The sequence below is a fragment of the Microlunatus sp. Gsoil 973 genome (assembly GCF_009707365.1).
Taxonomy (GTDB): domain Bacteria; phylum Actinomycetota; class Actinomycetes; order Propionibacteriales; family Propionibacteriaceae; genus Microlunatus.
The window spans coordinates 679,571-703,248 of the sequence record NZ_CP046122.1 but is presented as its reverse complement, the minus strand read 5'-3'; the positions used below and the strand labels follow the sequence as shown (position 1 = coordinate 703,248).

Annotated in this window: 22 protein-coding genes and 3 pseudogenes; 9 read left to right on the top strand and 16 right to left on the bottom strand. The window is 68.0% G+C overall.

All coding sequences use genetic code 11. From position 1 onward, the window contains the following. Positions 1-78 precede the first annotated feature (78 nt). From tkt to GJV80_RS24910, 8 genes and pseudogenes are all read left to right on the top strand, one after another. Entirely contained in the window at positions 79-2,292 is a 2,214-nt protein-coding gene (gene tkt, locus GJV80_RS03240; protein WP_230208090.1) for a transketolase, read from the top strand. Between the two features lie 39 nt (positions 2,293-2,331). Beyond that, positions 2,332-3,444, top strand: coding sequence for a transaldolase (tal, locus tag GJV80_RS03235; protein ID WP_154686662.1), 1,113 nt, complete (start codon positions 2,332-2,334; stop codon positions 3,442-3,444). A gap of 56 nt (positions 3,445-3,500) precedes the next feature. Further along, positions 3,501-4,286 (top strand): polyprenyl diphosphate synthase, encoded by a 786-nt coding sequence (uppS, locus tag GJV80_RS03230; RefSeq protein ID WP_230208089.1) that lies wholly within the window; start codon positions 3,501-3,503, stop codon positions 4,284-4,286. Positions 4,287-4,458: 172 nt separating this feature from the next. Further along, a complete protein-coding gene (zwf, locus tag GJV80_RS03225) occupies positions 4,459-5,994 on the top strand; it encodes a glucose-6-phosphate dehydrogenase (protein WP_154686661.1) in 1,536 nt (511 codons plus the stop codon). Positions 5,995-6,027: 33 nt separating this feature from the next. After that, positions 6,028-7,212 carry a glucose-6-phosphate dehydrogenase assembly protein OpcA gene (locus tag GJV80_RS03220; RefSeq protein WP_154686660.1) on the top strand — a complete coding sequence of 395 codons (1,185 nt, stop codon included), beginning with the start codon at positions 6,028-6,030 and terminating at the stop codon, positions 7,210-7,212. Beyond that, positions 7,209-7,955, top strand: coding sequence for a 6-phosphogluconolactonase (gene pgl / locus GJV80_RS03215; protein WP_154686659.1), 747 nt, complete (start codon positions 7,209-7,211; stop codon positions 7,953-7,955). Before GJV80_RS03220 ends, pgl begins: the two co-directional genes overlap by 4 nt. Beyond that, positions 7,901-9,490: a glycosyltransferase family 39 protein gene (locus GJV80_RS03210; protein WP_154686658.1), complete on the top strand. Its 1,590-nt coding sequence runs from the start codon at positions 7,901-7,903 to the stop codon at positions 9,488-9,490. Before pgl ends, GJV80_RS03210 begins: the two co-directional genes overlap by 55 nt. Before the next feature lie 36 nt (positions 9,491-9,526). Next, positions 9,527-9,580: pseudogene (locus GJV80_RS24910) on the top strand (hypothetical protein); the annotation flags it as partial. Positions 9,581-10,092: 512 nt separating this feature from the next. On the opposite strand, the gene GJV80_RS03200 reads toward GJV80_RS24910, so the two are convergent. Beyond that, complete coding sequence (locus GJV80_RS03200) at positions 10,093-11,073, bottom strand: YafY family protein (protein WP_154686657.1); 981 nt, start codon at positions 11,071-11,073, stop codon at positions 10,093-10,095. A gap of 63 nt (positions 11,074-11,136) precedes the next feature. On the opposite strand from GJV80_RS03200, the gene GJV80_RS03195 reads away from it, so the two are divergent. After that, complete coding sequence (locus tag GJV80_RS03195) at positions 11,137-11,709, top strand: DinB family protein (RefSeq protein WP_154686656.1); 573 nt, start codon at positions 11,137-11,139, stop codon at positions 11,707-11,709. Between the two features lie 15 nt (positions 11,710-11,724). On the opposite strand, the gene gvpJ (GJV80_RS03190) is transcribed toward GJV80_RS03195, so the two are convergent. The 15 genes and pseudogenes from gvpJ (GJV80_RS03190) to GJV80_RS03125 form a co-directional block, all read right to left on the bottom strand. Then, positions 11,725-12,273, bottom strand: coding sequence for a gas vesicle protein GvpJ (gene gvpJ, locus GJV80_RS03190; RefSeq protein WP_154686655.1), 549 nt, complete (start codon positions 12,271-12,273; stop codon positions 11,725-11,727). Next, positions 12,270-13,112: a GvpL/GvpF family gas vesicle protein gene (locus GJV80_RS03185; protein ID WP_154686654.1), complete on the bottom strand. Its 843-nt coding sequence runs from the start codon at positions 13,110-13,112 to the stop codon at positions 12,270-12,272. The genes gvpJ (GJV80_RS03190) and GJV80_RS03185 overlap by 4 nt, the downstream gene beginning before the upstream one ends. Beyond that, a complete protein-coding gene (gene gvpJ, locus GJV80_RS03180; RefSeq protein ID WP_230208087.1) occupies positions 13,109-13,552 on the bottom strand; it encodes a gas vesicle protein in 444 nt (147 codons plus the stop codon). Before gvpJ (GJV80_RS03180) ends, GJV80_RS03185 begins: the two co-directional genes overlap by 4 nt. Continuing rightward, positions 13,545-13,781 (bottom strand): gas vesicle protein GvpO, encoded by a 237-nt coding sequence (gene gvpO / locus GJV80_RS24905; protein WP_154689995.1) that lies wholly within the window; start codon positions 13,779-13,781, stop codon positions 13,545-13,547. Before gvpO ends, gvpJ (GJV80_RS03180) begins: the two co-directional genes overlap by 8 nt. A gap of 208 nt (positions 13,782-13,989) precedes the next feature. After that, positions 13,990-15,057, bottom strand: coding sequence for a S9 family peptidase (locus tag GJV80_RS23590; RefSeq protein WP_230208086.1), 1,068 nt, complete (start codon positions 15,055-15,057; stop codon positions 13,990-13,992). 35 nt (positions 15,058-15,092) lie between these two features. Next, complete coding sequence (locus GJV80_RS23585) at positions 15,093-16,019, bottom strand: hypothetical protein (RefSeq protein WP_230208085.1); 927 nt, start codon at positions 16,017-16,019, stop codon at positions 15,093-15,095. 20 nt (positions 16,020-16,039) lie between these two features. Next, positions 16,040-16,399 carry an RNA polymerase-binding protein RbpA gene (locus GJV80_RS03165; protein WP_154686653.1) on the bottom strand — a complete coding sequence of 120 codons (360 nt, stop codon included), beginning with the start codon at positions 16,397-16,399 and terminating at the stop codon, positions 16,040-16,042. Between the two features lie 51 nt (positions 16,400-16,450). Beyond that, positions 16,451-16,699 (bottom strand): preprotein translocase subunit SecG, encoded by a 249-nt coding sequence (gene secG / locus GJV80_RS03160; protein ID WP_154689994.1) that lies wholly within the window; start codon positions 16,697-16,699, stop codon positions 16,451-16,453. 106 nt (positions 16,700-16,805) lie between these two features. Then, positions 16,806-17,612, bottom strand: a complete 807-nt coding sequence (tpiA, locus tag GJV80_RS03155) for a triose-phosphate isomerase (RefSeq protein WP_230208083.1) — start codon at positions 17,610-17,612, stop codon at positions 16,806-16,808. Further along, positions 17,609-18,800 (bottom strand): annotated as a pseudogene (pgk, locus tag GJV80_RS03150) (phosphoglycerate kinase). Before pgk ends, tpiA begins: the two are co-directional and overlap by 4 nt. Before the next feature lie 5 nt (positions 18,801-18,805). Next, positions 18,806-19,810 (bottom strand): type I glyceraldehyde-3-phosphate dehydrogenase, encoded by a 1,005-nt coding sequence (gap, locus tag GJV80_RS03145; protein WP_154686652.1) that lies wholly within the window; start codon positions 19,808-19,810, stop codon positions 18,806-18,808. A 156-nt stretch (positions 19,811-19,966) separates the two neighbouring features. Next, entirely contained in the window at positions 19,967-20,950 is a 984-nt protein-coding gene (whiA, locus tag GJV80_RS03140) for a DNA-binding protein WhiA (RefSeq protein ID WP_154686651.1), read from the bottom strand. Positions 20,951-21,136: 186 nt separating this feature from the next. Next, positions 21,137-22,093, bottom strand: coding sequence for a uridine diphosphate-N-acetylglucosamine-binding protein YvcK (gene yvcK / locus GJV80_RS03135; protein WP_154686650.1), 957 nt, complete (start codon positions 22,091-22,093; stop codon positions 21,137-21,139). Between the two features lie 3 nt (positions 22,094-22,096). Continuing rightward, positions 22,097-22,997 (bottom strand): annotated as a pseudogene (gene rapZ, locus GJV80_RS03130) (RNase adapter RapZ). 37 nt (positions 22,998-23,034) lie between these two features. Next, positions 23,035-23,625: a pentapeptide repeat-containing protein gene (locus GJV80_RS03125; protein ID WP_195909134.1), complete on the bottom strand. Its 591-nt coding sequence runs from the start codon at positions 23,623-23,625 to the stop codon at positions 23,035-23,037. Positions 23,626-23,678: the final 53 nt, after the last annotated feature.

The window sequence follows — 23,678 nt, the reverse complement described above, 5'->3', positions numbered from 1 at the left end:
GTCTTTCTCCTCGCAGGCGCCGGGCGATAGGCTCGGGAACGGTTTGCCCCCCATTCGTGGAAGGAATCTGAGCTCGCTGTGACCAAGACGACATTCTCCGATCCGAAACTGCTCCCCGAGTGGTGGACAGAGCTTGATTCCCGTGCCGTGGACACGGTGCGTGTGCTGGCCGCCGATGCGGTGCAGAAGACCGGCAACGGTCACCCCGGCACAGCAATCAGCCTGGCACCTGCGGCCTACCTGCTCTTCCAGAAGGTCATGCGCCACGACCCGTCGGATGTGCACTGGGTGGGGCGCGACCGCTTCGTGCTGAGCGCCGGTCACTCCTGCCTCACCCTCTACATCCAGCTCTACCTCGGCGGGTTCGGGCTGGAACTTGAGGACCTGCAGGCGCTGCGAACCTGGGGCTCCAAGACACCCGGCCATCCGGAGTACGGCCATACCGACGGCGTCGAGGTGACCACCGGTCCGCTCGGCCAGGGCATCGGCAACGCGGTGGGCATGGCGATGGCGGCCCGCCGGGAACGCGGCCTGCTCGATCCCGACGCGGCGCCGGGCGCCAGCCCCTTCGACCACCAGATCTACTGCATCTGTTCCGACGGCGACATCCAGGAAGGCGTGTCCTCGGAGGCATCGTCGCTGGCCGGGACCCAGAAGCTGGGCAACCTGACGCTGATCTACGACAACAACCGGATCTCCATCGAGGACGACACCTCGATCGCCCTCAGCGAGGACACCGCCGCCCGGTACGCCGCGTACGGCTGGCATGTGCAGACCGTCGACTGGACCAACGACGGCACCAGCTACGCCGAGAACGTCAAGGCGCTCGAGGACGCCGTCCGGGCAGCCCGCGAGGTCACCGACCGGCCGAGCTTCATCGACCTGAAGACGATCATCGCCTGGCCCTCGCCGAACAAGCAGAACACCGGCGGCGCCCACGGCTCGGCGCTCGGCGATGACGAGGTCAGGGGCCTGAAAGAGGTCCTCGGCTTCGACCCCGAGAAGACCTTCGAGGTCACGTCCGAGGTGATCGAGCACACCCGTCAGCTCCGCGAGCGGGGCCGGCTGGCGCGCGAGGAATGGCAGCAGGAGTTCGACGCCTGGGCATCGGCCAACCCCGACTCCAAGGAGTTCTACGAGCGGTTGGTCAAGCGGGAGCTGACCCCGGGTTGGCAGGAGGCACTGCCGTCCTGGCCGGCCGACGAGAAGGGCCTGGCGACCCGGGCGGCCTCCGGCGAGGTGCTCACCGCACTGGCGCCGAAGCTGCCGGAGTTGTGGGGCGGATCGGCCGACCTGGCCGGTTCGAACAACACCACGCCGAAGGGTGAACCGAGCTTCCTGCCGACCGAACGGCAGTCGAAGATGTTCGAGGGCAACCCGTACGGCCGGGTGCTGCATTTCGGCATCCGCGAGCACGGCATGGGCGCGATCATGAACGGCATCGCGGTGCACGGCGGCACCCGGGTCTACGGGGGCACATTCCTCACCTTCAGCGATTACATGCGCCCCAGCGTCCGGCTGGCCGCGCTGATGCGGCTTCCGGTGACCTACGTCTGGACCCACGACTCGATCGGACTCGGCGAGGACGGCCCGACCCACCAGCCGATCGAGCATCTGACCGCACTCCGGGCCATCCCGGGGCTGGACGTGGTCCGCCCGGCGGACGCCAACGAGACCGCGGTCGCGTGGAAGACCGTGCTCGGCCACACCGACCGGCCCGCGGCGTTGGTGCTCTCGCGGCAGAACCTGCCGACCTTCCCGCGGGACAGCGACGGATTCGCCTCGGCGGATGGAACAGCCAAGGGTGGGTACGTGTTGAAAGATGTGCCGGGCGAGTTGGGCGGCGGTGACCCCGAGGTGCTGCTCATCGGCACCGGTTCGGAGGTTCAGTTGGCAGTCAAGGCCCAGGAAGCGTTGGCCGGCGAGGGCATCAAGGCACGAGTGGTGTCGATGCCGTCGGTCGAGTGGTTCTTCGAGCAGGACGAGGCCTACCGCGAATCGGTGTTGCCAAGCAGCGTGCGGGCCAGGGTCAGCGTCGAGGCCGGGATCGCGCTCGGCTGGCGCGGCATCCTGGGCGACGCGGGCCGGGCGGTCAGCCTGGAGCATTTCGGTGCTTCGGCCTCCGCATCGACGTTGTTCAAGGAGTTCGGCTTCACCCCCGACGCTGTGGTGACCGCCGCGAAGGAGAGCCTCACCGCGGCTGCCGAGGGCGGTAATCCGGTCCACCCGTCGACCAGCGGCCCGTCCGGAACGGGCGACCATGTCGACGAGCCGGGCGTGACGATCAGTTGACAGACGATCGGCGTGGAGCCGATCGGACAGGAGCGAGAGATGTCTGATGCATTGCAGGCGCTGGCCGAGGCCGGCGTATCGATCTGGCTCGACGACTTGTCCCGGGAGCGGCTTGACTCGGGCAGCCTCGCCAAGTTGGTCACCGATTCCCATGTGACGGGCGTGACAACCAACCCGACGATCTTTGCCTCCGCCCTGAGCAAGGGGTCGGCGTACGACCAGCAGGTGAAGGAACTGGCCGCCGACGGGAAGACGACCGCGGAGGCTGTCCGGGCGATCACCACCACCGACGTCCGGAACGCCTGCGACGTTTTCGCCGACCTGTACACGAAGACCGGCGGTGTCGACGGCCGCGTCTCCATCGAGGTGGAACCCGGGCTGGCGCACGACACCGAGGGCACGGTTCAGCAGGCCAAGGAGTTGGCCTCGACGGTGGACCGGCCGAACGCGCTGGTCAAGATCCCGGCGACCCTGGAGGGTCTGCCGGCGATCGCCGCGGCGACTGCCGAAGGGATCAGCGTGAACGTGACGCTGATCTTCGGACTCGACCGCTACAAGGGCGTGATGGATGCCTACTTCTCCGGCCTGGAGCAGGCCGCTGAGAAGGGTGTCGACCTGTCCGGCATCCAATCGGTCGCGTCGTTCTTCGTCTCCCGGGTGGACACCGAGTACGACAAGCGGCTGGACGCCATCGGCTCCGAGGAGGCGAAGGCGTTGCGCAGCAAGGCCGCGCTGGCCAACGCCCGCCTGGCCTATGCCGCCTATCTCGAGGCGTTCTCCTCCGATCGGTGGAAGGCGCTCGAGGCCAAGGGCGCCAACGTGCAGCGGCCGCTGTGGGCCTCAACCGGGGTGAAGGACCCGAACCTCCCCGACACTCTGTACGTGACCGAGTTGGTCGTCGCGAACACGGTGAACACCATGCCGGAGAAGACAATGAACGCCGTTGCCGATCACGGTGTGATCGAGGGCGACAAGGTGACCGGCGCCGCAGCCGACGCCCAGGCGGTGATGGATCGACTGGCGGCGCTGGGGATCTCCTACGCCGACGTCATCGAGACGCTGGAGAAGGAAGGCGTCGAGAAGTTCGACAAGTCCTGGGGTGAACTGGTCGAGACCGTCGACACCGCGCTGAAGGCGGCATCGGCGAGCTGACCGACGACCGCGGACCCGGCGGCCGCCCGCGTATCGCTGCGCGGACGGCCGCGGCGGTGCGCCACGCCGCCGAGCGGGCGTACGCCCGTCGGCTGCGCAATCGCCTCATCCGGCACGACTGGGCCGAACGGCTGCCCGATCACATCGGCGTGATCATGGACGGCAACCGGCGGTGGGCCCGCCGGGCCGGGTTCGCCAACCCGAGCGTCGGGCACCGGGTGGGGGCCGAACACATCGCGCACCTGTTGCAGTGGTGCCAGGGCCTGAACATCCACCACGTCACAGTGTTCGTCTGCTCCACCGAGAACATCACCAACCGGGCGGCCAACGAGGTGGCGTTCCTGATGAACGTGGTCGAGACCACGATCACCCGACTGCTGACCCGGCCGGGTCGCTCCTGGCGGGTGCACATGGCCGGCAACCCCGACGTGTTGCCCGACGCCACCGCGACCGCCGTGAAGAATCTCTGCATCCCGACCGAGTCCGTGGACACCGGGTATCACCTGACCCTTGCCGTCGGCTACGGCGGCCGCCAGGAGATCGTGGACGCGTTCGTCAGCTTCTTGAAGGAGCAGGCGTCTGCCGGATCGACCCTTGACGAGCTGGCCCGGACCTTCGACGCCGACGACATCGACCGTCACCTCTACCAGCCGGACCTGCCGCTGCCCGACATCATCATCCGCACCAGCGGCGAGCAGCGGTCGTCGAACTTCCTGCTCTGGCAGGGCAGTCACGCCGACTATTTCTTCTGCGACGCATACTGGCCGGCTTTCCGGGAGACCGACCTGCTGCGGGCCGTCCGCGATTACGTCCGGCGTTCCAAGATCACCGAAGAAGCCTGAACCGACTCCGGCCTGCAGAAGATGCCGCTGCGCCGGAGACGGAGAACGCCGCCTGACCGGGCCCCTGGGGGCGACCGCAGTTCGATCTGCTTGCCGACACACCGGGCCGATGCCATAGGGTTTCCCCCGAGCCCCGGTGTGTCGTGATCTTGAAACGTCGAAGTAGGTCTTTATGAGTCAGACAACGCGCCCGAACCCCTTACGCGATCCGATGGATCGGCGGCTGCCCAGGATCGCCGGGCCCTGTGCGCTGGTGATGTTCGGTGTCACCGGCGATCTCGCCACCAAGAAACTGATGCCGGCGATCTACGACCTCGCCAACCGCGGCCTGCTGCCTCCCGGTTTCGCCTTGGTCGGTTTCGCGCGACGGGACTGGGCGACCGAGGATTTCGCCGAGGTGGTGCACAACGCCGTCAAGGCACACGCCCGGACGCCGTTCCGCGAAGAGGTCTGGAAGCAGCTCAGTGAAGGGATCCGGTTCGTCGCCGGTGAACTCGACGACGATGCCGCCTTCGACCGGCTCAACCAGACGATCCAGGAACTGGACGAGGCCCGCGGCACCGGAGGCAACCACGCCTTCTACCTGTCCATCCCGCCTGGGCTGTTCCCGACGGTGATCGGGCAACTGCGCAGCCACGGGATGTCGGAGAGCACCACCAGCAGTTGGAGCCGGGTGGTGATCGAGAAGCCGTTCGGCCACGATCTGAAGTCGGCCCAGGAGCTCAACGATGTCGTGTCGGTGGCGTTCCCGTCCAGTTCGGTGTTCCGCATCGACCACTACCTGGGCAAGGAGACGGTGCAGAACCTGCTCGCCCTGCGCTTCGCCAACCAGCTCTTCGAACCGGTCTGGAACAACAACTACGTCGACCACGTGCAAATCACCATGGCCGAGGACATCGGGATCGGCGGACGGGCCGGCTACTTCGACGGCATCGGCGCGGCCCGGGACGTCATCCAGAACCACCTGCTGCAACTGTTGGCCCTGACCGCCATGGAGGAGCCGACCTCCTTCGAGGCCAGGCAGCTGCGCGCCGAGAAGCAGAAGGTGCTTGCCGCCGCCAGGCCGCCGCAGCGACTCGACCTGCACACGGCCCGCGGCCGGTACGCCGCGGCCTGGGCCGGCGGTGAGAAGGTCGGCGGCTACCTCGACGAACCGCGGATCCCGCCGGAATCGACCACGGAGACCTACGCCGCGATCCGGGTGGACATCGACAACCGTCGCTGGGCCGGGGTGCCGTTCTACCTGCGCACCGGGAAGCGGATGCCACGCCGGGTCACCGAGATCGCACTGGGCTTCAAGCAGGCACCGCACCTGCCGTTCTCCAAGACCGATACCGCGGAGCTGGGCTACAACGCGCTCGTGCTGCGGATCCAGCCCGACGAGGGTGTCACCCTGCGGTTCGGCGCCAAGGTGCCGGGCACGCAGATGGAGATCCGCGAGGTGAACATGGACTTCGCCTACGGCGGCTCCTTCACCGAGTCCTCCCCGGAGGCGTACGAGCGGCTGATCCTGGATGTTCTGCTCGGTGACCCGCCGCTCTTCCCCCAACACGAGGAGGTCGAGCTGTCCTGGCAGATCCTCGACCCGATCCTCGATTACTGGGCATCCCTGGGTACTCCGCCCGACGACTACGAGGCAGGCACCTGGGGTCCGGCCAGCGCTGACGAGATGCTGGCAAGGGACGGATTCGCCTGGCGTCGACCGTGACCGCCGGAATCCCTTCTGCACAAAGGATTTTTCATGATCATCACGCTGAGTGACACGAATTCGGCAACGATCAGCTCGGCACTGCTCAGTGCGCGACGGAGTGCCGGCAGCCCGGCGTCGGGCATGGTGTTGACCTTGATCATCGTCTCCGACGAGGACGAGTACCCCGCCGCTCTCGACGCGGCCATGGCCGCCGGCCGGGAGCATCCCAGCCGGATCCTGCTGGTGGTGACCGGGAACGGCCGCCATTCGGCATCGCTGGACGCCGAGGTGCGGATCGGTGAGGGCACCTCGGGCGAGGTCGTCGTGGTCCGGATGCGCGGCCCGCTGGCCGACCATCCGGCATCGGTGATCCGTCCGCTGTTGTTGCCGGACTCCCCCGTCGTTGTCTGGTGGCCGGGTTCGGTCGCGACCAACAAGATCGCCTCCACCTCGCTGGCCGAGCTGTCCAACCGGCGGATCACCGATGCCGCGGCGAGCAGACAGCCGCGCCGGGAGCTGGCCCGGCGCGCCGAACATCTGGCCGCCGGCGACACCGACCTGGCCTGGACCCGCTTGACCCCGTGGCGCACCCTGCTGGCCGCAGCCCTGGACCAGTTCCCGGCGCACGTCACCGCCGCGACCCTTGAGGCCGAACGGCGGAACCCGTCGGCCGACCTCCTGGCGGCGTGGATGGAGGACCGGTTGCGGATCCCGGTCAAGCAGACCACCAGCTCCGGTCCGGGGATCACAGCGGTGCGGATGACCACCGCAGCCGGCGACATCGCCATCACCCGCCCCGACGGATTGCTGGCCTCTTATGCCGTACCTGGTCAGCCGAACCGGCTGGTGGCGCTGAAGCGCCGGTCCACCGCGGATCTGATTGCCGAGGAACTGCGCCGGATGGACCACGACGTCGTCTACGAGGCGACGCTCAAGGCCCTCCTGAGACGTACCGCCGACACGCGATCCACCAGGCGCACTGCTCCGCGGGCGACCGAGGAGGACTCCGCTGACGGCAAGGCCGAGACCGCGACGAGCACTTCTCGGAAGAGTGCTGCGAAGCGTGCCGCTGCGAAGACGCCCGTCAAGAAGGCTGCCGTCAAGAAGGCTGCCGTCAAGAAGGCTCCTGCGAAGAAGACTCCGGCCAAGAAGACTCCTGCGAAGAGGGCCGCCGGGAGGGCACCCGCGAAGAAGACGCCCGCCAAGCGGGCAGCTGCGAAGAAGGCCGGCCGGTGACCGGGACGACCGAGTTCCTGGTCCATCCCGACGCCGACGCTGTCGCCGAAGCGATCGCCGTACGCCTCACCGCCCGGATCGCGGAGATCCAGGAGGAGGATCCCGACCGGCTGGTGCAAGTGGCGCTGACCGGCGGGCGGATCGCCACCAAGGCCTACCAGCAACTGGCCACCGACGGTCCCGGTTCAGCGGTCGACTGGACCCACGTGAAGTTGTGGTGGGGCGACGAGCGGTTCGTTCCGGCGGACTCGGAGGACCGCAACGATCGGGCCGCGGTGGCTGCGCTGATCCCGGCCCTGCCGCTGACCGACGCCAACCTGAACCCGATGCCCGCCGATGACGGCCAGATCAGCCTGGACGAGGCCGCGGCGGCATACGGCGCGGAACTCGGCGACACCGTCTTCGACATCTGCCTGCTCGGCGTCGGACCGGACGGCCACGTGGCATCGGTGTTTCCCGAGCATCCGTCCTTCGAGACGTCGCTCCAGGCCGTCGCCCCGGTCATCCCGGTGCGGGATGCGCCGAAGCCGCCACCGCTGCGGATCAGCGTCACCCATCCGGTGATCAACAGGTCGTCCGAGGTGTGGTTCACGGTCTCCGGTGCCGACAAGGCCGACGCCGTCGGCTGGGCCGTCACCGGCAGCAAGCCGGTGCCTGCCGGCCGGGCCGTTGGAAGGGAGCGCACGGTATGGCTGCTGGATCGGGCGGCCGCGGCGCAGATTCCGGCGAATCTGCTGTCCTGACCGGCGGCACACCGCCAGCCGTTGCCGCGCCGGAGTCATCCGCCGGCAGGGTCGGTTCACCGTTGGGCTGTTTCCTGGCCGCCGGCGGCGTCGCGCTGTTGCTGATGATCTTCTCCGGACGCTACGGCTTCCACCGCGACGAGTACTACTTCATCGAGTCCGGCCACCATCTCGCCTGGGCCCAACCCGACAACCCCATGCTGGTCCCCTATCTTGCGGCCGGCTGGAGCACGGTGGTCGGCGATCACCTGTGGGCGTTCCGGCTGCTGCCCGCGCTGGCCGCGGGCTGCTATGTGCTGATCAGCGGGCTGGTCGCCGGCGAACTCGGTGGCGGCCGGGCGCACCAGGTCGCCGCCTCGGTGGCTACAGCCCTGACCGGCCTGGTGTTGGCCACAGGTCATCTCTTCTCGACCGAGACCTTCGACATGACGATCAGCGCCGCGGCGCTGTGGTTGGTGATCAGAGCCGTCCGGACCGACAGCTGGCGGGCGTGGACGGCCGCCGGAATCCTCACCGGAATCGCGATGGAGATCAGGATGATGGCGATCTTCGTTATCGCCGCCTCTCTGGCCGCGATCCTCGTCCTGGGGCCGCGGCGGGTGTTCGCGGGACCGAAGTTGTGGCTGTCGGCGGCCGTCGCGTTGGTGCTGGCGGCACCCAATCTGATCTGGCAGGCAATCCACGGCTGGCCGATGCGGTTGATCGCGTCCAACATCGCGGCCGGCGGCTCGACCTCATCCACCGCACGGGCCGGGGTCGTTCCGTCCCAACTGCTGATCATCGGCCCGATCCTGTGCGTGGTTCTAATCATCGGGGTCGGATGGCTGCTCCGCCGACGTCGACGCCGACAGGTCGGGTGGCTTTCGCTCGGTTATCTGATCTTCCTCGCCGTGGTGGTGGTGACCGGCGGCAAGGCCTACTACCCGTCGCCCTTCTTCCCCGCTCTGATGGCCGCCGGGGCGATTCCGCTGCTGGATGCCCTACGCCCCCGGCTCTGGCGGCGCGTCGTCGCGGTAGCCCTGCTGGCCGTCTCTGCGATCGTCACGCCGCTGTTGTTGCTGCCGATCGCTCCGGTCGGCAGCACGCTCTTCCAGGTCGGCGCGGCGGTCAATCCTGACTCGGCCGAGACGGTGGGCTGGAACGGTTACACGGCGACGGTCGCTCGGGTCGCACGATCGGTGCCACCGGATCAGCGCGCGGCAACGGTGATCATCACCGCCAACTACGGTGAAGCGGGCTCCCTCAGTTTGGCGCGTCGGGAACGGACAGCCGACGGACGGGTACTGCCACCGGTCTACTCCGGACACAACGGTTTCGGGCTGTGGGGTCCGCCGCCGGAATCGGCGACGACGGTGATCGCTGTCGGTGACCTCGGCACACGATGGCCGGAGATCTTCACCTCCTGCCGACGCGTCGCGACCCTGGAGTCTCCTCCCGGAGTCGACAATCAGGAGGCCGGCGCGCCGGTCCAGTTATGCAGCGGGCGGAAGTATCCGTGGTCACGGCTGTGGCCGCTGATCCGTCACCTCAGCTGAGCCGGCCTCCGGATCGGTCCTGGTGTTCGGGTCGGCGTGCCGCGGATCCATCCTCACGTCCGGGTCGGTCCGCACGTCCGGGTCGGTCCGCACGTCCGGATCGGTTCGCATGTCCGGGTCGGTTCGCATGCCCCGGCCCGTCTCCGTGTCCGAGTCCCTCCTGACGTCCCGATCAGTCCCCCGATCAGTCCCCCGATCAGTTCCGGAGTCCCGATCAGTCCCGGTCTCCACATCGGTTCTGGTGTTCGGATCGATCTCATCGGCGCGGCGGCGGGTCGCCTCGAACTCCTCGCGACGACCGGCGGCTTCGGCTTCCCGATCGGAGGCGGTCGATTCCAGCCGCTCCGCTTCTGCCGCCCGGCGTTCGGACTCGGCGGCCCGTACCTCGGCTTCGGCACGAACCTTGCGTGCCTCGGCCCGTGCCGCTCGGGCATCGAGGTCGGTCTGCTGCACCTCGACTGCCTGTTCCTCGGACTGCTGCCTCAGCTCTGCGGCGCGTCGCTGGTTGGCGGCCCGGCGGCCGCGCGTCGCTGCCAGCACGATCGCGATGATCACCAACACGACCACGACAGCGACGATGATCCAGACAATGCTCGTGGTGCTCATGACCCGTTCTTAGCCGATTGCAGGGAGCCCAAACGCGAGAACCGCGACGCCCATTCGGCGAGCAGGTCGCCCAGTTCCGGTGGTTCCACCCCGACGATCTCGGCACCCGACACGCCGAGCGCCAGCGCGGCCCACTCAAGTCCGGTCGCCTCCATCTCCAGCCGGGCACATCCGTCGTCGAGATCGGTGACCCGTACCCAGCGGCCCAGCAGGTGCCGTACGGCGCCGGCGTCGGCCCGGATCACAGCGGTCACCGTCCTGCTCTCGTCGGTGCGGTCGAGCCGGCGTCTGACGTATGCGGCCGGATCGCCGCCCGGCACGGTGCGCTGTCGGAACCGTGCTCCCGCGCCGGTCGGCTGCTGGATCCGATCGAGTCGGAAGACCCGCCAATCACCTCTGGTGAGGTCGTAGCCGAGCAGATACCAGCGGCGGCCCACGGAGACCAGCTGGGCAGGCTCGACCCGACGATCCGTCGCGGTGCCGTCCGCAGCCCGGTAACCGAAGCTGACCCGCTCGTCGTCCCTGCAGGCCTGCGCAAGGACGATCAGCGCGACCGGATCGGCCTCGGGGAGTCCGGCCGGCCACTGTGGGCTCGCCGTCGCCGAGCGAAGCGCCTCGACCCGACGGCGCAAGCTCGGCGGCATCACCTGGACCACCTTGGCCAGGGCACGGACCGACGCCTCAGCGATCCCGGCCAACGATCCCCCAGCCCCGGCCAGCAACCCGACCGCCAGCGCAACAGCCTCCTCGTCGTCCAGCAGCAAGGGCGGCAGTGAGGCGCCGGGTGCCAACTGGTAGCCACCGCCGACGCCGCGGTCCGCCCGCACGGGATAACCCAAGTCGCGCAATCGGTCGACGTCCCGACGCAGGGTGCGCAGCGACACCTCCAGCCGCTCGGCAAGTTCGACACCGGACCAATAGCGGTGGGTCTGCAACAGCGACAACAGGCGGAGCGTGCGAGAACTGGTACTGGCCACGTTCTGCATTCTTTCTCAAATTAGTGACAGAACCTGGCATCTATTGGTCCTAGCGTTGGTGCCATGACTTCCACCACACCATCCGCCGGATCATCCGCCGGCTCGTCCAGCACCGTGTCGAACCCCGGCGAGCGGGAGGACCTGCTGGCGGCGCTTCGGACCGCCCGCCATTTCCTCCGCTACACCGCACAGAACCTGACCGACGACCAGGCTGCGCAGCGAACGACCGTGAGCGCGCTGAGCGTCGGCGGTCTGATCAAGCACGTCACCGAGGTCGAGCGCGGTTGGGCCCGCTTCATCGTCGAAGGTCCCAGGGGACTCGCCGGGGAGAAGGACTTCTCAGAATGGACCGAGGAGGACTTCGCCGAACGCGAGAAGGGATTCGCCATGCAACCGGGCGAGACGCTGCAGGGGCTGCTGGCGGCCTACGACGAGGTGGCCCGCCAGACCGACGAGCTGTTGCTCAGCCTGCCATCACTCGACGTACGGCAGCGGCTGCCGAAGGCGCCCTGGCACACCGAGGATTCCCAGTCTGCGCGGCGCACCTTCGTACACATCATCGCCGAGACGAGCCAGCACTCCGGTCACGCCGACATCATCCGGGAGTCCCTCGACGGTCAGAAGACGATGGGCTGAACCCGGCGACGGCGTTCACTCCGCGAGCAGCCGGCCCAGCGGCCCCAGGTCGAGATTGAGCTCGTCCGGGGTCAGGTCGTACAGCTCGCGGAGTCGCGTCACGGCTGACTCCAGTTTCATCAACGCCGTTCCGACCTCCTCGATCTGATCATCGCTGAGGTCACCCTCGTCCACTCGCCGGATCGCCTGCCGCTCCATCAGCTGGCGAACGAGTTCGACGATGGTCAGCACCAGTTTGAAGAGGTCGCGTTCCACCGAATCCTTGTCGGACTCGATCCGCTGCGGAAGCGTGGTCATCGTTCGACTCCCCCTGGACGGTGCTCGGTCGGCGCTGGGATCGGTGGCCCGCATCTCTGCCCGGACCGAGGTGATCAGGGCCCGCAGCCGTACCTCGACAAGATCAACTCCGGCGATCGAAATGGTGATGTCGCCGCTGAGCACGACACCCGCGCCGAGCAGCCGGTCCAACAGGTCGACCAGCGACACCTGGCGGCGGCCGGAGGCGCTGTCGGCGGCCACCGGTTGGCCGACCCGGTCGATGGTGGAGATGGTCGTCGTACTCATCCGCCGGCCCCGGCCTGCGGAGTTCTGGTCTCCAGCGTTGCGAAGGAGTACGGCGGCCACGGCCCGCCGAGCTCGAGTCGGGACCCGGACAGGTCGGCTCCGAGCTGCTCGACCAGCGAGGTGAACTGTTCGCTCTGATCGTCCGCGACGAGATAGGCGCCGTTCAACATCATTTCGCCACGGTGGCCGGTCAGCCGGCGGTCCTGGGGCGGCAGTCGCCGGCTGGCCGCCGTCAGCCGGGAGAGGGCCGCGTGGATCTCGTCGGCCGCGACGGCGGCCCGCTGCTGTGCGTCGGTGTGCCTGGCGTACTCCGCGCGGCGTCGCTGCAGGTAGGCCGTTCCCGACGCCGCAGGCTCGTCCTCGGCGCCTTGTTCGGTGGCGAGGTCGGTGAGCATCTTGACGCTCCACTCCGAACAACCCTCGACGCGATCAAGACTCGCCTGCAGTTCGCCCGACCAGTGCGCAAGCAACTGGGCCACCCGGGCGTCGTCGAGCATGATGGTGGCCAGCCGCCACGGGGCGACTGCCGTCTGTCGGCCGACGTGGTGCACGACGTCGTCGTGGGTCCGCGCCACCCGTTCCAGCCAGCCCAGGTCCTCCAGGTTCCGGCGCAGCCCCTGTTCGCCGTAGTCGGCGAGGTCGACAGTGCTCACGACCGCGGTCAGGCCGGCATTGCGGACCAGGCGCACCGGTTGTCCCTCGAGGCCGGCCAAGTCGGTCACGGCGTCGTCGGGAATGTCCCGGGCAGCAAGGTAGATGTAGCTGGCCGAACCGGTGGACGACTCATCCGGTGTGTCTGCGCTGTCCTCGGTCGTGGGTTCGGTGATCGGTTCGGTCATCGACGCTGCACCTGTTCGGGTTCCTCGTCGCCGGTTGTTTCACCGGTGCGGTCCTGGCCCTGGTCGGCGGGTGAGGACTCCACCCGGTCCGGCGACGATGGCCCGCCCTCCAGCGCCTCGAGCCGCTCACGCAGCCTGGCGTTCTCCTGTTGCAGGGAGTCATGTTCCTCAGCCGCCTTGGAGCTGAGGGACGGGTCGTGTCGCCACCAGTCGATGCCCATCTCGACGGCCTTGTCGACCGAAACCAGCAACAATCTGATCTTGATCGTCAGGAGTTCGATGTCGAGCAGATTGACCCGGATGTCACCGGCGAGGACGACACCCTTGTCCAGAACGCGTTCCAGCAGATCGGCCAGGCTGTCGGGTTGCGGGCGGTCGTACGCCGGCGGCCGGGCCTGCCGACCGGCCGGCGTCATGCCGCCGCGCGGGGATTCAGCCATCGGCCCGACCTCGCAGATAGCGACGGCCCCGTCGATAACCGACTATGTCGCCCTCCCCATCCACCTGGACGTCGTACTGCGCCAGAATGTCGGCTGTGTCGGGCACCATGCGGATCTCGACGACCTCCACACCGACGGTCCAGGTCGAATCGTCGTCCTTGTGGACACCCGTTATCCGCTCGATGTCCTCCCCGGAAAGATCGGTGAACTGGGCGCGTACCGCCCTGATCGCCCACGAGGCGGTCCTTCGCTTCGACGGACGGGCCGATGAGTCCTGTCGTCCATCGGGTTCCTCGGCCGGCTCCTCGTCGTGATCCTCGGCCGGCTCCTCGTCGTCGGGCGATTCCTCCGCGTCGTCATCATCGGATGGCTCCTGTCAAGGCATGAAGAAGTCCAAGAGAACGGTCAGGAACACCGTCGGGTAGTTCGATCCTTGATCACCACGGCAGCACGTCGGGCACCGGATCGGCACCTCGGACGTGTTGGTCACAGAAGGCGAGGACGACTTGGTTGAAGACGCGCAGATTCGACGGGGTGAGCACCCAGTGGTTCTCGCTGGTCAACTGGAGGAAGCGGTGCGGCATGGTCTCCGGCGTTCCGGGCCACCGCGACGCCAGGTCCCACCACAGCCGCAAGGCTTCACTGATCGGCACCCGGTAGTCGCGGTTGCCATGGGTGATCAACATCGGAGTGGTGATCCGGTTGGCGGCGTAGTGCGGGGAGTAGGTGCGGTACCACTCCGGATTGTCGTCCTCGTGCAGGTGGACACGCATCTTGCCTGCCGCCGCATCGGTGGTCCGGTGCTGCTGGTCGAGCGCCCAGAGCCCGGCATGACTGACAATGCAATCGAAACGATCGGTGTGCCCGGCGATCCAGTTGGCCATGAACCCGCCGAAGGACGCTCCCAGCATTGCGGTGCGCTGCCCGTCCAGCTCCGGTCGCCGCAATACGTCGTCAAGCAGCGTTTCGCATTCGGTGAAGACGACGTCCGCGCGGCGCGGCCAGCCGCGGTTCAGGCCGGCGTGTCCGTAGCCGGTCGACATGGCCGGATCGGGCATCAGTACGGCATAACCGCGGGCCACCGCGAGCCACGGGCACCAGCGCCAACTCCAGGCGTTGTACGAACCGTGGGGGCCGCCGTGGATCCACAGCATGACCGGGGCCGGCTGCTCCGCGTTCGCGTACTCGGGTGTGCACAGCCAGCCGCCGACGGTCAGCCCATCGACGTCGGTCTCGACCCATTCCAGCCGTCCGGGCACGCCCGCCACGGCGCCCGGCGCGGGCAGCTCGAACACCGTCGGAGAATCCGCGGTTTCGTCCAGCGGCAGCCGGACCGGACGGTTCGGCGTACCGATGCCGCAGCGGAGCACGAAGCAGCTGCGCTGATCCGGAGCCGGGGCCAGCGAGCCATAGACGGCGTCGTCGGCGATCGTTCGGGCCGCGCCGGTGACCGCATCCACCACCAGCACTGCTCCGCGGGAGTGCAGGTCCCCGGCAACCAGCAACCTCCGGTCGTCCAGCCAGCGGTACTCGCCGACGGTCAGGTCACCCAGCTGCGCGATGGCGGCGTCCCGCCGGCGAGCGGGTGGATCTCCAGGAAGTCGTAGCTGGTGTCGGTCGGGGTCGAGGCCGTCATCCGGGTGACGGCGAGCAGGCGGCCGTCCGGTGACAGCTTCGGGCCGGCGTACTGCTGCTCGTCGGAGGCGGCGAGCACCTCCTTGCGGCTCTGGCCGGCAGCGTCGATGAGCACCACCGAGCTGCGCGTCTCCGCTCCACGGACCCGTTCAGTCCAGGTGGACACGATCGTGCTCGCATCGGCGGCCAGGTCTGCGGAAGCGCCCCGCAGGTTGACGGTGTCGGCGTCCGGAGCCAGATCGACCAGGCCACCGTCGGGCGTGACCAGCACCAGCCGGGGGCTGACATCGTTGAGTTCGGAATCCCAATAGCGGATCGGCATGCCGGTGTGCCAGATGGTGCTCTGCTTGCTGTCCTTGCGTGTCTTGCGCCGGGCGGCGTCGTCGGCGAGCGAGCCTCCCGGCAGCAGGCTGGTGGAGGCCAGCACAGTGCCGTTGTCGGCGACCGCGATCAGGCCGAGTCCGCCCGGTGTGGAGGCCACGACGCTGGCCTCACCATGACCAGGAAGCCGCCAGATCGCCGGCACGCCCAGTTCGTCGTCGGATCCGAGCGGATCGGGCCGGGCGGAGGTGAAGTACAACGATCCGTCGGCGCAGAATCGCGGTGAGCTCTCGCCCTTCTCGGAGAAGGTCAGTCGGCGGGCTTCCCGCTCCCCGGTGGGGTCGAGTTCCCAGAGCGCGGCAGCCATCCGCGAGCCGTTCTCGGCGGCTTCGAAGACCTCGGCCACCACGCGGCCGTCGGCACCGCAGGCAAGGCCGTTGACCCGGGGCAGGTGGATGAAGGCGTCGAGATCGGTGAAGTCGGAGAAACCGTCGGTTACAGGCGCAGGCACGCCCGAAAATCTATCGAAGCTCAGTAGATGACTTCGCCGCGGGCCCGCCGGTCGCGCAGCGCCGCCAAAGCCTCGGTGAGGATCTCGGCGGCCTCGGAGTCGCTGCGCCGTTCCTTCACATACGCCAGGTGAGTCTTGTACGGCTCGTTCTTCGGTGGCGGCGGTGGGTTCGACGAGTCGAGATTGGCCGGCAGTCCGCAGCGTGGGCAGTCCCACGTCTCCGGCGCCTGCGCGTCGGCCGCGAAGGCCGGACGCGTCTCGTGTCCGTTGCTGCAGAAGTAGGACACGTACAGACGGGGCGCGGCTTCACCACGCTCGGCCTCGCCCATCGGCCCGGCGCCCACACGACTACCACGGATGGCGCTTCCCCCACCAGCCACGATGCTCCCCTATCGCCTAGTCGAACGTGTCCCGCCCGATGCCGGGCGGACTCAGACCCCGAACTTGTACATCAGACCCAGCGCGATGATGCTGGCGAGCCAGATCAGCGCGACGATGATGGTCAACCGGTCCAGATTCCGCTCGGCGATCGAGACGCCGCCCATCGATGAGGAGACGCCGCCGCCGAACAGGTCGGAGAGACCGCCGCCCCGACTCTTGTGCATCAGCACGAAGGCTGCGAGCACCAGGCTGGTGACGATCAGCAGGATCGAGACCGCCAGCACCGGAGCACTCAACATCGGAACCACTGTGACCACCCGGCAACCCTAACCCAGGGCTGCGCTCCGCAGGGAATCAGGGCCGGACGGCCTTCATGGTCAGGTTGAGAGGTTTCAAGTCGGGGTCTCAGGTCAGGGCCGGGAGATCGTAGAAGCGGGCGATCGCCGCGAACTCCTCGACCACCAGGCTGGCACCGCCGACCAGACAGCCGTCGATGTCTGCCTCGGCCATGATCTGGGCGACGTTGTTTGCCTTCACCGATCCGCCGTAAAGGATCCGGACCGCATCGGCGACGGGATCGCCGTACTTCGTGCGGATCGCGTCGCGGATCGCGGCTGCGACCTCCTGCGCATCGTCGGGGGTGGCGACATGCCCGGTGCCGATCGCCCAGACCGGCTCGTAGGCGACGACCAGGCCGGCGACCTGTTCGGCGGTCAACCCCTCGACTGCGCCGTTGATCTGCTCGACGACGTGCTCGATGTGCCGACCCTCCTCGCGGGTGAAGCGATCCTCACCGACGCAGATCAACGGCACGATGCCGGCCTTCAGCGCCTGCCGGGCCTTGGCGTTGACCGTCGTGTCGTCCTCGCCGTGGTGCTCGCGGCGCTCGGAATGCCCGATGATCACGTACGAGCAGTTGAGCTTGGCCAGCATCGACGCCGAAACGTCGCCGGTGTAGGCGCCGCTGTCGTGCGGCGACACGTCCTGGGCGCCGTAGGCGAGCTCGAGCCGGTCACCGTCCACCAGAGTCTGCACGGTCCGCAGATCGGTGAACGGTGGAAACACCACGACTTCGGACTTCTTCGGATCGTGCTTCTTGTCGCTCAGCGTCCAGGCGAGCTTCTGCACCAGTCCGACGGCCTCGACGTGGTTGAGGTTCATCTTCCAGTTGCCCGCCATCAGCGGAAGCCGACCGGGTGTGGGTTCGGTCATCGGTCGAGCACCGCCAGACCGGGCAGTTCCTTGCCCTCCAGGTATTCCAGGCTGGCGCCGCCGCCGGTGGAGATGTGGCCGAACTGATCATCGGCGAAACCAAGATCACGGACGGCTGCGGCGGAGTCGCCGCCGCCGACCACCGAGAGTCCGTCCACCTCGGTGAGCGCCTGGGCCACCGCACGGGTGCCTCCGGCGAACGCCTCCCATTCCGCGACGCCCATCGGCCCGTTCCAGAACACCGTCCTGGCCCTCTTGATCACCTCGGCGAACGCAGCGGCCGAATCCGGACCGATGTCCAGGCCGAGCTGATCTTGCGGAATCCGATCGGCGGCGACGACCGTCGGCGTTGCGTCGGCCTTGAACTCCGGTGCGACGATCACGTCGCTCGGCAGCACGATCTCCTTGCCGCTCTGCCGGGCCGACTCCAGATAACCCTTGACGGTCTCGATCTGGTCTTCCTCGAGCAGGCTCTTGCCGACCTCGTGGCCCTGCGCGGCGAGGAAGGTGAAGAGCATCCCGCCGCCGATCACCAGGGTGTCGGCGGTCTTGATCAGATTCTCGATCACCGCCAGCTTGTCGCTCACCTTGGCACCGCCGAGCACGACCACGTACGGCTTGGCCGGCTCCTGGGTCAGCTGCTCGAGCACCTCGACCTCGGCCTTGACGAGTGTCCCGGCGGCGTTGGGCAACCTGGATGCCAGGTCATAGACACTGGCCTGCTTGCGGTGCACGACGCCGAATCCGTCGGAGACGAACACGTCGCCGAAGGCCGCGTACTTGTCGGCCAAGGCGCCACGTTCGGCGTCGTCCTTGGATTCCTCGCCCGGTTCGAAGCGGACGTTCTCCAGCATCGCGATCTCGCTGTCGGCGAGACCGGCCGTGGTCGATGCGGCAGAGTCACCGACCACGTCCTCGGCCAGCTTGACCTCAATTCCGAGCAACTCCCCGAGCCGCTTGGCGGCGGGCGCGAGAGAAAACTTCGGGTTCACCTGACCCTTGGGCCGGCCGAGGTGGGCCAACACGATGATCTTCGCACCAGCCTCACGCAACCGGTTCAGCGTCGGCAGCGACGCCCTGATCCGGCCGTCATCGGTGATCGTGTCGCCGTCCAGGGGGGACGTTGAGATCACAGCGGATCAGGACGCGCTTGCCGCGCAGGTCTCCAAGATCGGAAACAGATTTCATGCGGGTCAGAGCGACTTGCCGACGAGCAGCGCCAGATCGACCATCCGGTTGGAGAAGCCCCACTCGTTGTCGTACCAGCCGACGACCTTGGCCTGGTTGCCGATCACCTTGGTCAGCGGAGCGTCGAAGATGCAGGACGCCGGATCGGTCTCGATGTCCTTGCTGACGATCGGATCCTCGTTGTAGCGCAGGAAGCCCTTCAAGGCACCGTCGGCAGCGGCCCGGTACGCGGCGTTGACCTCTTCGACCGTAGTCTCCCGGCCGAGCTCGACGGTCAGGTCGGTGACCGATCCCGTCGGGGTCGGAACGCGCAGCGCGTAGCCGTCCAGCTTGCCCTTCAACTGCGGCAGCACCAGGCCGATCGCCTTGGCAGCGCCGGTCGAGGTGGGGACGATGTTGAGTGCAGCGGCCCGGGCCCGGCGCAGATCCTTGTGCGGACCGTCCTGCAGGTTCTGGTCCTGGGTGTAGGAGTGGATGGTCGTCATCAGACCCTTGACGATGCCGAACTCATCGTTGATCACCTTGGCCAGCGGCGCCAGGCAGTTGGTGGTGCAGGACGCGTTGGAGATGATCGAGTGGCTCGCCGGGTCGTAGTCGCCGTCGTTGACGCCCATCACGACCGTGACGTCCTCGTTCTTGGCCGGCGCGGAGATGATCACCTTCTTGGCGCCGCCGTCCAGGTGCGCCTTGGCCTTGGTGGCGTCGGTGAAGAAGCCGGTGGACTCCACCACGACGTCGGCGCCGATGTCGCCCCACGGCAACTTGGCCGGATCCTTCTCGGCGAAGGACTTGATCACCTTGCCGTCGACCGCGATACCGCCGTCGACGACCTCGACGGAACCCGGGTAGCGGCCGAGGATCGAGTCGTACTTGAGCAGATGGGCCTGGACCGAGTCGTCGCCCAGGTCGTTGAAGGCGACAACTTCGATATCTGCGTTCGAAGCCAGCGCGGCGCGGAAGAAGTTGCGGCCGATGCGGCCGAAGCCGTTGATGCCGACGCGTACGGTCATGGCTGGATCTACTCCTGAAATCGGTACTCGTTCAGATTTGCAAGCGCACTCCGGCCCTTGCGTGCTCAGGCTATCCCTGTCACCCGATCGGCGTTATAACCGGACCCCCTGGTGGTCTGCACCACAGACCAGCCGACCCGCTGGTCTGCCGAGGCGTCAGTCGGCGTCCAACATGTCCGGGCTGAGACTGGCCTCAGTGTTGGGAATGCCGAGCTCGGCGGCCCGCTTGTCCGCCGTCGCCAGCAGCCGCCGGATCCGCCCGGCGACCGCGTCCTTGGTCAGCGGCGGGTTGTGCAACTGCCCGAGTTCCTCCAGGCTGGCCTGCTTGTTCTCCACCCGCAGCAGACCGGCCGCCTTCAGGTGGTCCGGTACGTCGTCGCCGAGAATCTCCAGTGCCCGTTCGACGCGGGCGCCCGCGGCCACCGCCGCGCGGGCGGAACGGCGCAGATTGGCATCGTCGAAGTTCGCCAGCCGGTTCGCTGACGCGCGGACCTCGCGGCGCATCCGGCGTTCCTCCCAGGCCAGAACGGAATCGTGGGCGCCGAGCCGGGTGAGCAGTTGTCCGATGGCGTCACCGTCCCGGATCACCACCCGGTCGACGTTGCGCACCTCCCGGGACTTGGCCGAGATGTTCAGTCGGCGGGCAGCACCGACCAGGGCCAGCGCAGCTTCCGGACCGGGACAGGTGACCTCGAGCGCCATCGACCGGCCCGGTTCGGTCAGCGATCCGTGGGCCAGGAAGGCGCCGCGCCAGGCCGCCACACACTCCTCCATGCCACCGCCGACCACCTGCGGCGGCAGGCCACGGGCCGGCCGGCCGTGGCTGTCGATCAGTCCGGTCTGCCGGGCCAGGGCCTCGCCGTCCTTGATCACCCGGACGATGTAGCGGGTGCCCCGGCGGATGCCGGACCCGTTGACGATGACCAGGTCACTGGCGTGGCCGAAGACCTCCGCGATGTCGGTACGCAGCCGGCGCGCAACCGCCCCGGTGTCCAACTCGGCCTCGATCACGATCCGACCGCTGACGATGTGCAGTCCACTGGCGAACCGAAGGGTCGACGCCACCTCCGCCTTGCGGACTGCCGGCTTGGTGACCTTGATCGTCGCGAGTTCCGCCTTCACCTGCGCCGTCATAGCCATTGCCGCACTATCTCATAACACCGGGGGGAACGCCCCGTCCCGAAACAATCATCGCTACCGAGTTGATCTTGGGCACTGACCCCGGTACGGAGCAGGAAACGGCCTGGCGCAGTGCTTCCGGGCAGTTTCTCCGACGCCCATTTCCTGGTTGCTCACTCCCGGACGCACTTCCTCGACGCCCATCTCCTAAACGCCCATGATCTCCGCATAGGCCGAGGCCAGTCGGAGCGGGTCGTGCCGGGCGCTGCCGTCCCGGGCAGCAACATCGGAGACCACCAGTCTGGCGCCCAGCGAGGTGGCGTACGCCTCCAGATGCGGATCGTCCCGGGCGAACCGGGCGTCGGCCAGCACGACGTCCAATCGGAGCTTGGGTGCGTGCTCGGCCAACAGTTCCAGATGCCGCGCCGCGGACGCCCCCTTGGTCTCGCCGTCGGATTGGACGTTCAGGGTCAGGATCCGCCGGCCCCGGGTTCGGACGATGGCCTCGGCCAGTTCCGGGACCAGCAGGTGCGGGATCACCGAGGTGAACCAGGAACCGGGACCGAGGACCAGGAAGTCCGCATCCCGCACCGCCCGGATCGCCTGTTCCGAGGCGGGCGGGTCGGCGGGGAGCAACCGGATGGTCCGTACCTCTGCGGTGGTCTTGGCCAGCCGGTGCTGACCACGGACCACGCCGATCTCGTCCGGGAGCGCGGGATCCAGACCGACCACCTCAGCCTCGATCTCCAACGGAACCGCCGACATCGGCAGCACCCGGCCCCGGGCGCCGAGCAGTCGTGCGACCATGTCGAGCCCGGCGACCGGGTCACCGCCGAGCCGCTCCCAGAGCCCGACGATCAGCAGGTTGCCGATGGCGTGGCCGCCGAGACTGCCGTCTCCGGGGAACCGGTACTGGAGCACGTCGGCCCAGGTGCGGCCGGACTCGTCGTCGCCGCAGAGCGCGGCCAGCGCCATCCGCAGGTCGCCGGGCGGGAGACCGCCGAGTTCGGCGCGCAGCCGTCCCGACGAGCCGCCGTCGTCGGCGACCGTGACGATCGCGGTCAGCCGGTCGGTGATCCGGCGGAGCGCGCCGAGGCTGGCCGACAGGCCGTGGCCGCCGCCGAAGGCGACGACCCTCGGCAGCGTCTGCGCACCGTTGTTCACGCCTTACTCACGCCCGAGGTCCCGATGCAGCACGTTGGTCACCCGGCCGTCGGCCCGCAGTCGTCGGGCGAATTCCTCGGCGATCGCGGTACTGCGATGCTTGCCGCCGGTACACCCGATCGCAACGGTGGCGAACCGCTTGCCCTCACGCATGTAGCCCTCGCCGATCACGGCCAGCATCTGCTGCAACTGCTCGATGAACTCCTCCGCTCCGGGTTGGCTGAGGACGTAGTCGCTCACCTCCCGGCTCAACCCGGTCTGCGGGCGGAGCGCCGGGATCCAGTGCGGGTTCGGCAGGAACCTGACGTCAAGCACCAGGTCGGCGTCGATCGGTAGCCCGTTCTTGAAACCGAACGACATCACGGTGACCCGGAGTTGATCTTGGTCGGGACCGCCGAAGGCGTGATTGATTCTGGTGCTCAGCTGATGCACGTTCAGCGAGGAGGTGTCGATCACCAGGTCGGCTGCTGCCCGGAGGGTGGCCAGGCTGGCACGTTCCCGGGTGATGCCGTCCATCAACCGACCGTTCCCCCTGCAGCGGATGCGGTCGGCGGGCCGATTCCTGGCGTCGGACGATGACGTCGTCGGAGGCCTCGAGATAGACGATCTCGGGTTGGATCCCGGCCTTGCCGAGGTCGGCGAACATCGTCGGCAACTGCTCGAAGAAGGACCGGGTGCGGACGTCGAGGACCACCGCCAGCCTGGTCTGGTTGGCCTGTCGCGCCAACTGGCACACGTCGATCAACAGGCTGGGCGGGAGGTTGTCCACCAGATACCAGCCGAGGTCCTCCAGCGCGTTGGCCGCAGTGCTGCGGCCGGCACCGGACAGGCCGGTGACAATCACAACCCGGAGTTGTCCCTGGGCGGGGTCGCTGTCGACGGTGGACTCAGCCTCGTCGGTCACGACGGCCTGATCGGTCGAGGAGGTGGTCACCCGGCCATTATTCCCTGCCGGACCGTTCCGCCGGGGAGGCGTCCACCCGGATGCCGACGGCCGCCGCCAGCGTCTCGGCGAGTTCCGACAGGTCGGCCGGATCGATCGTCGCACCGGCCAGTCCGGCGACACCCGACAGGCGGAGCAACCGGCAGCGTACGAATCGGACACGGGACATCCGCGCGTTGCTGAAGGCCGCCTCGGTGAGATCACAATCGGTGAAACTGACGTCGGTCAGGCGGGCGGCCCCCCAGTCGCTGCCTGCCAGCGAACATCCGGTGAACGCGACCCGTTGCAGGTCGGCCGACCGCAGATTGGCCAGGTTGGCGACCGAGTCGGTGAACCGGACGTTCCGCAGCACGCAGCCGGCCAACTGGACACCGGTCAGCCGGCTGCGCACCACCGAGACCCGCTGCCAGCCGGAGTCGGTGAACGCGGCGTTGGCCAGATCAGCGCCGGCGAGTTGGCTGTCGGCCAGCGAGGCGTGCCGCCAGAGCGACCGGGCGAATCTGACATCGGTGAAGTGGCAGTTGGAGATTTCGGCATAGCCGTTCTCGACACCGGTCAGGTCGGCGTCGGACAGGGTCAGCCCGGTCACGCTCAGATCCTGGCCGGCCCAGTCCGCCGGCGGTTCCTCGGTGGTGAGCCGCG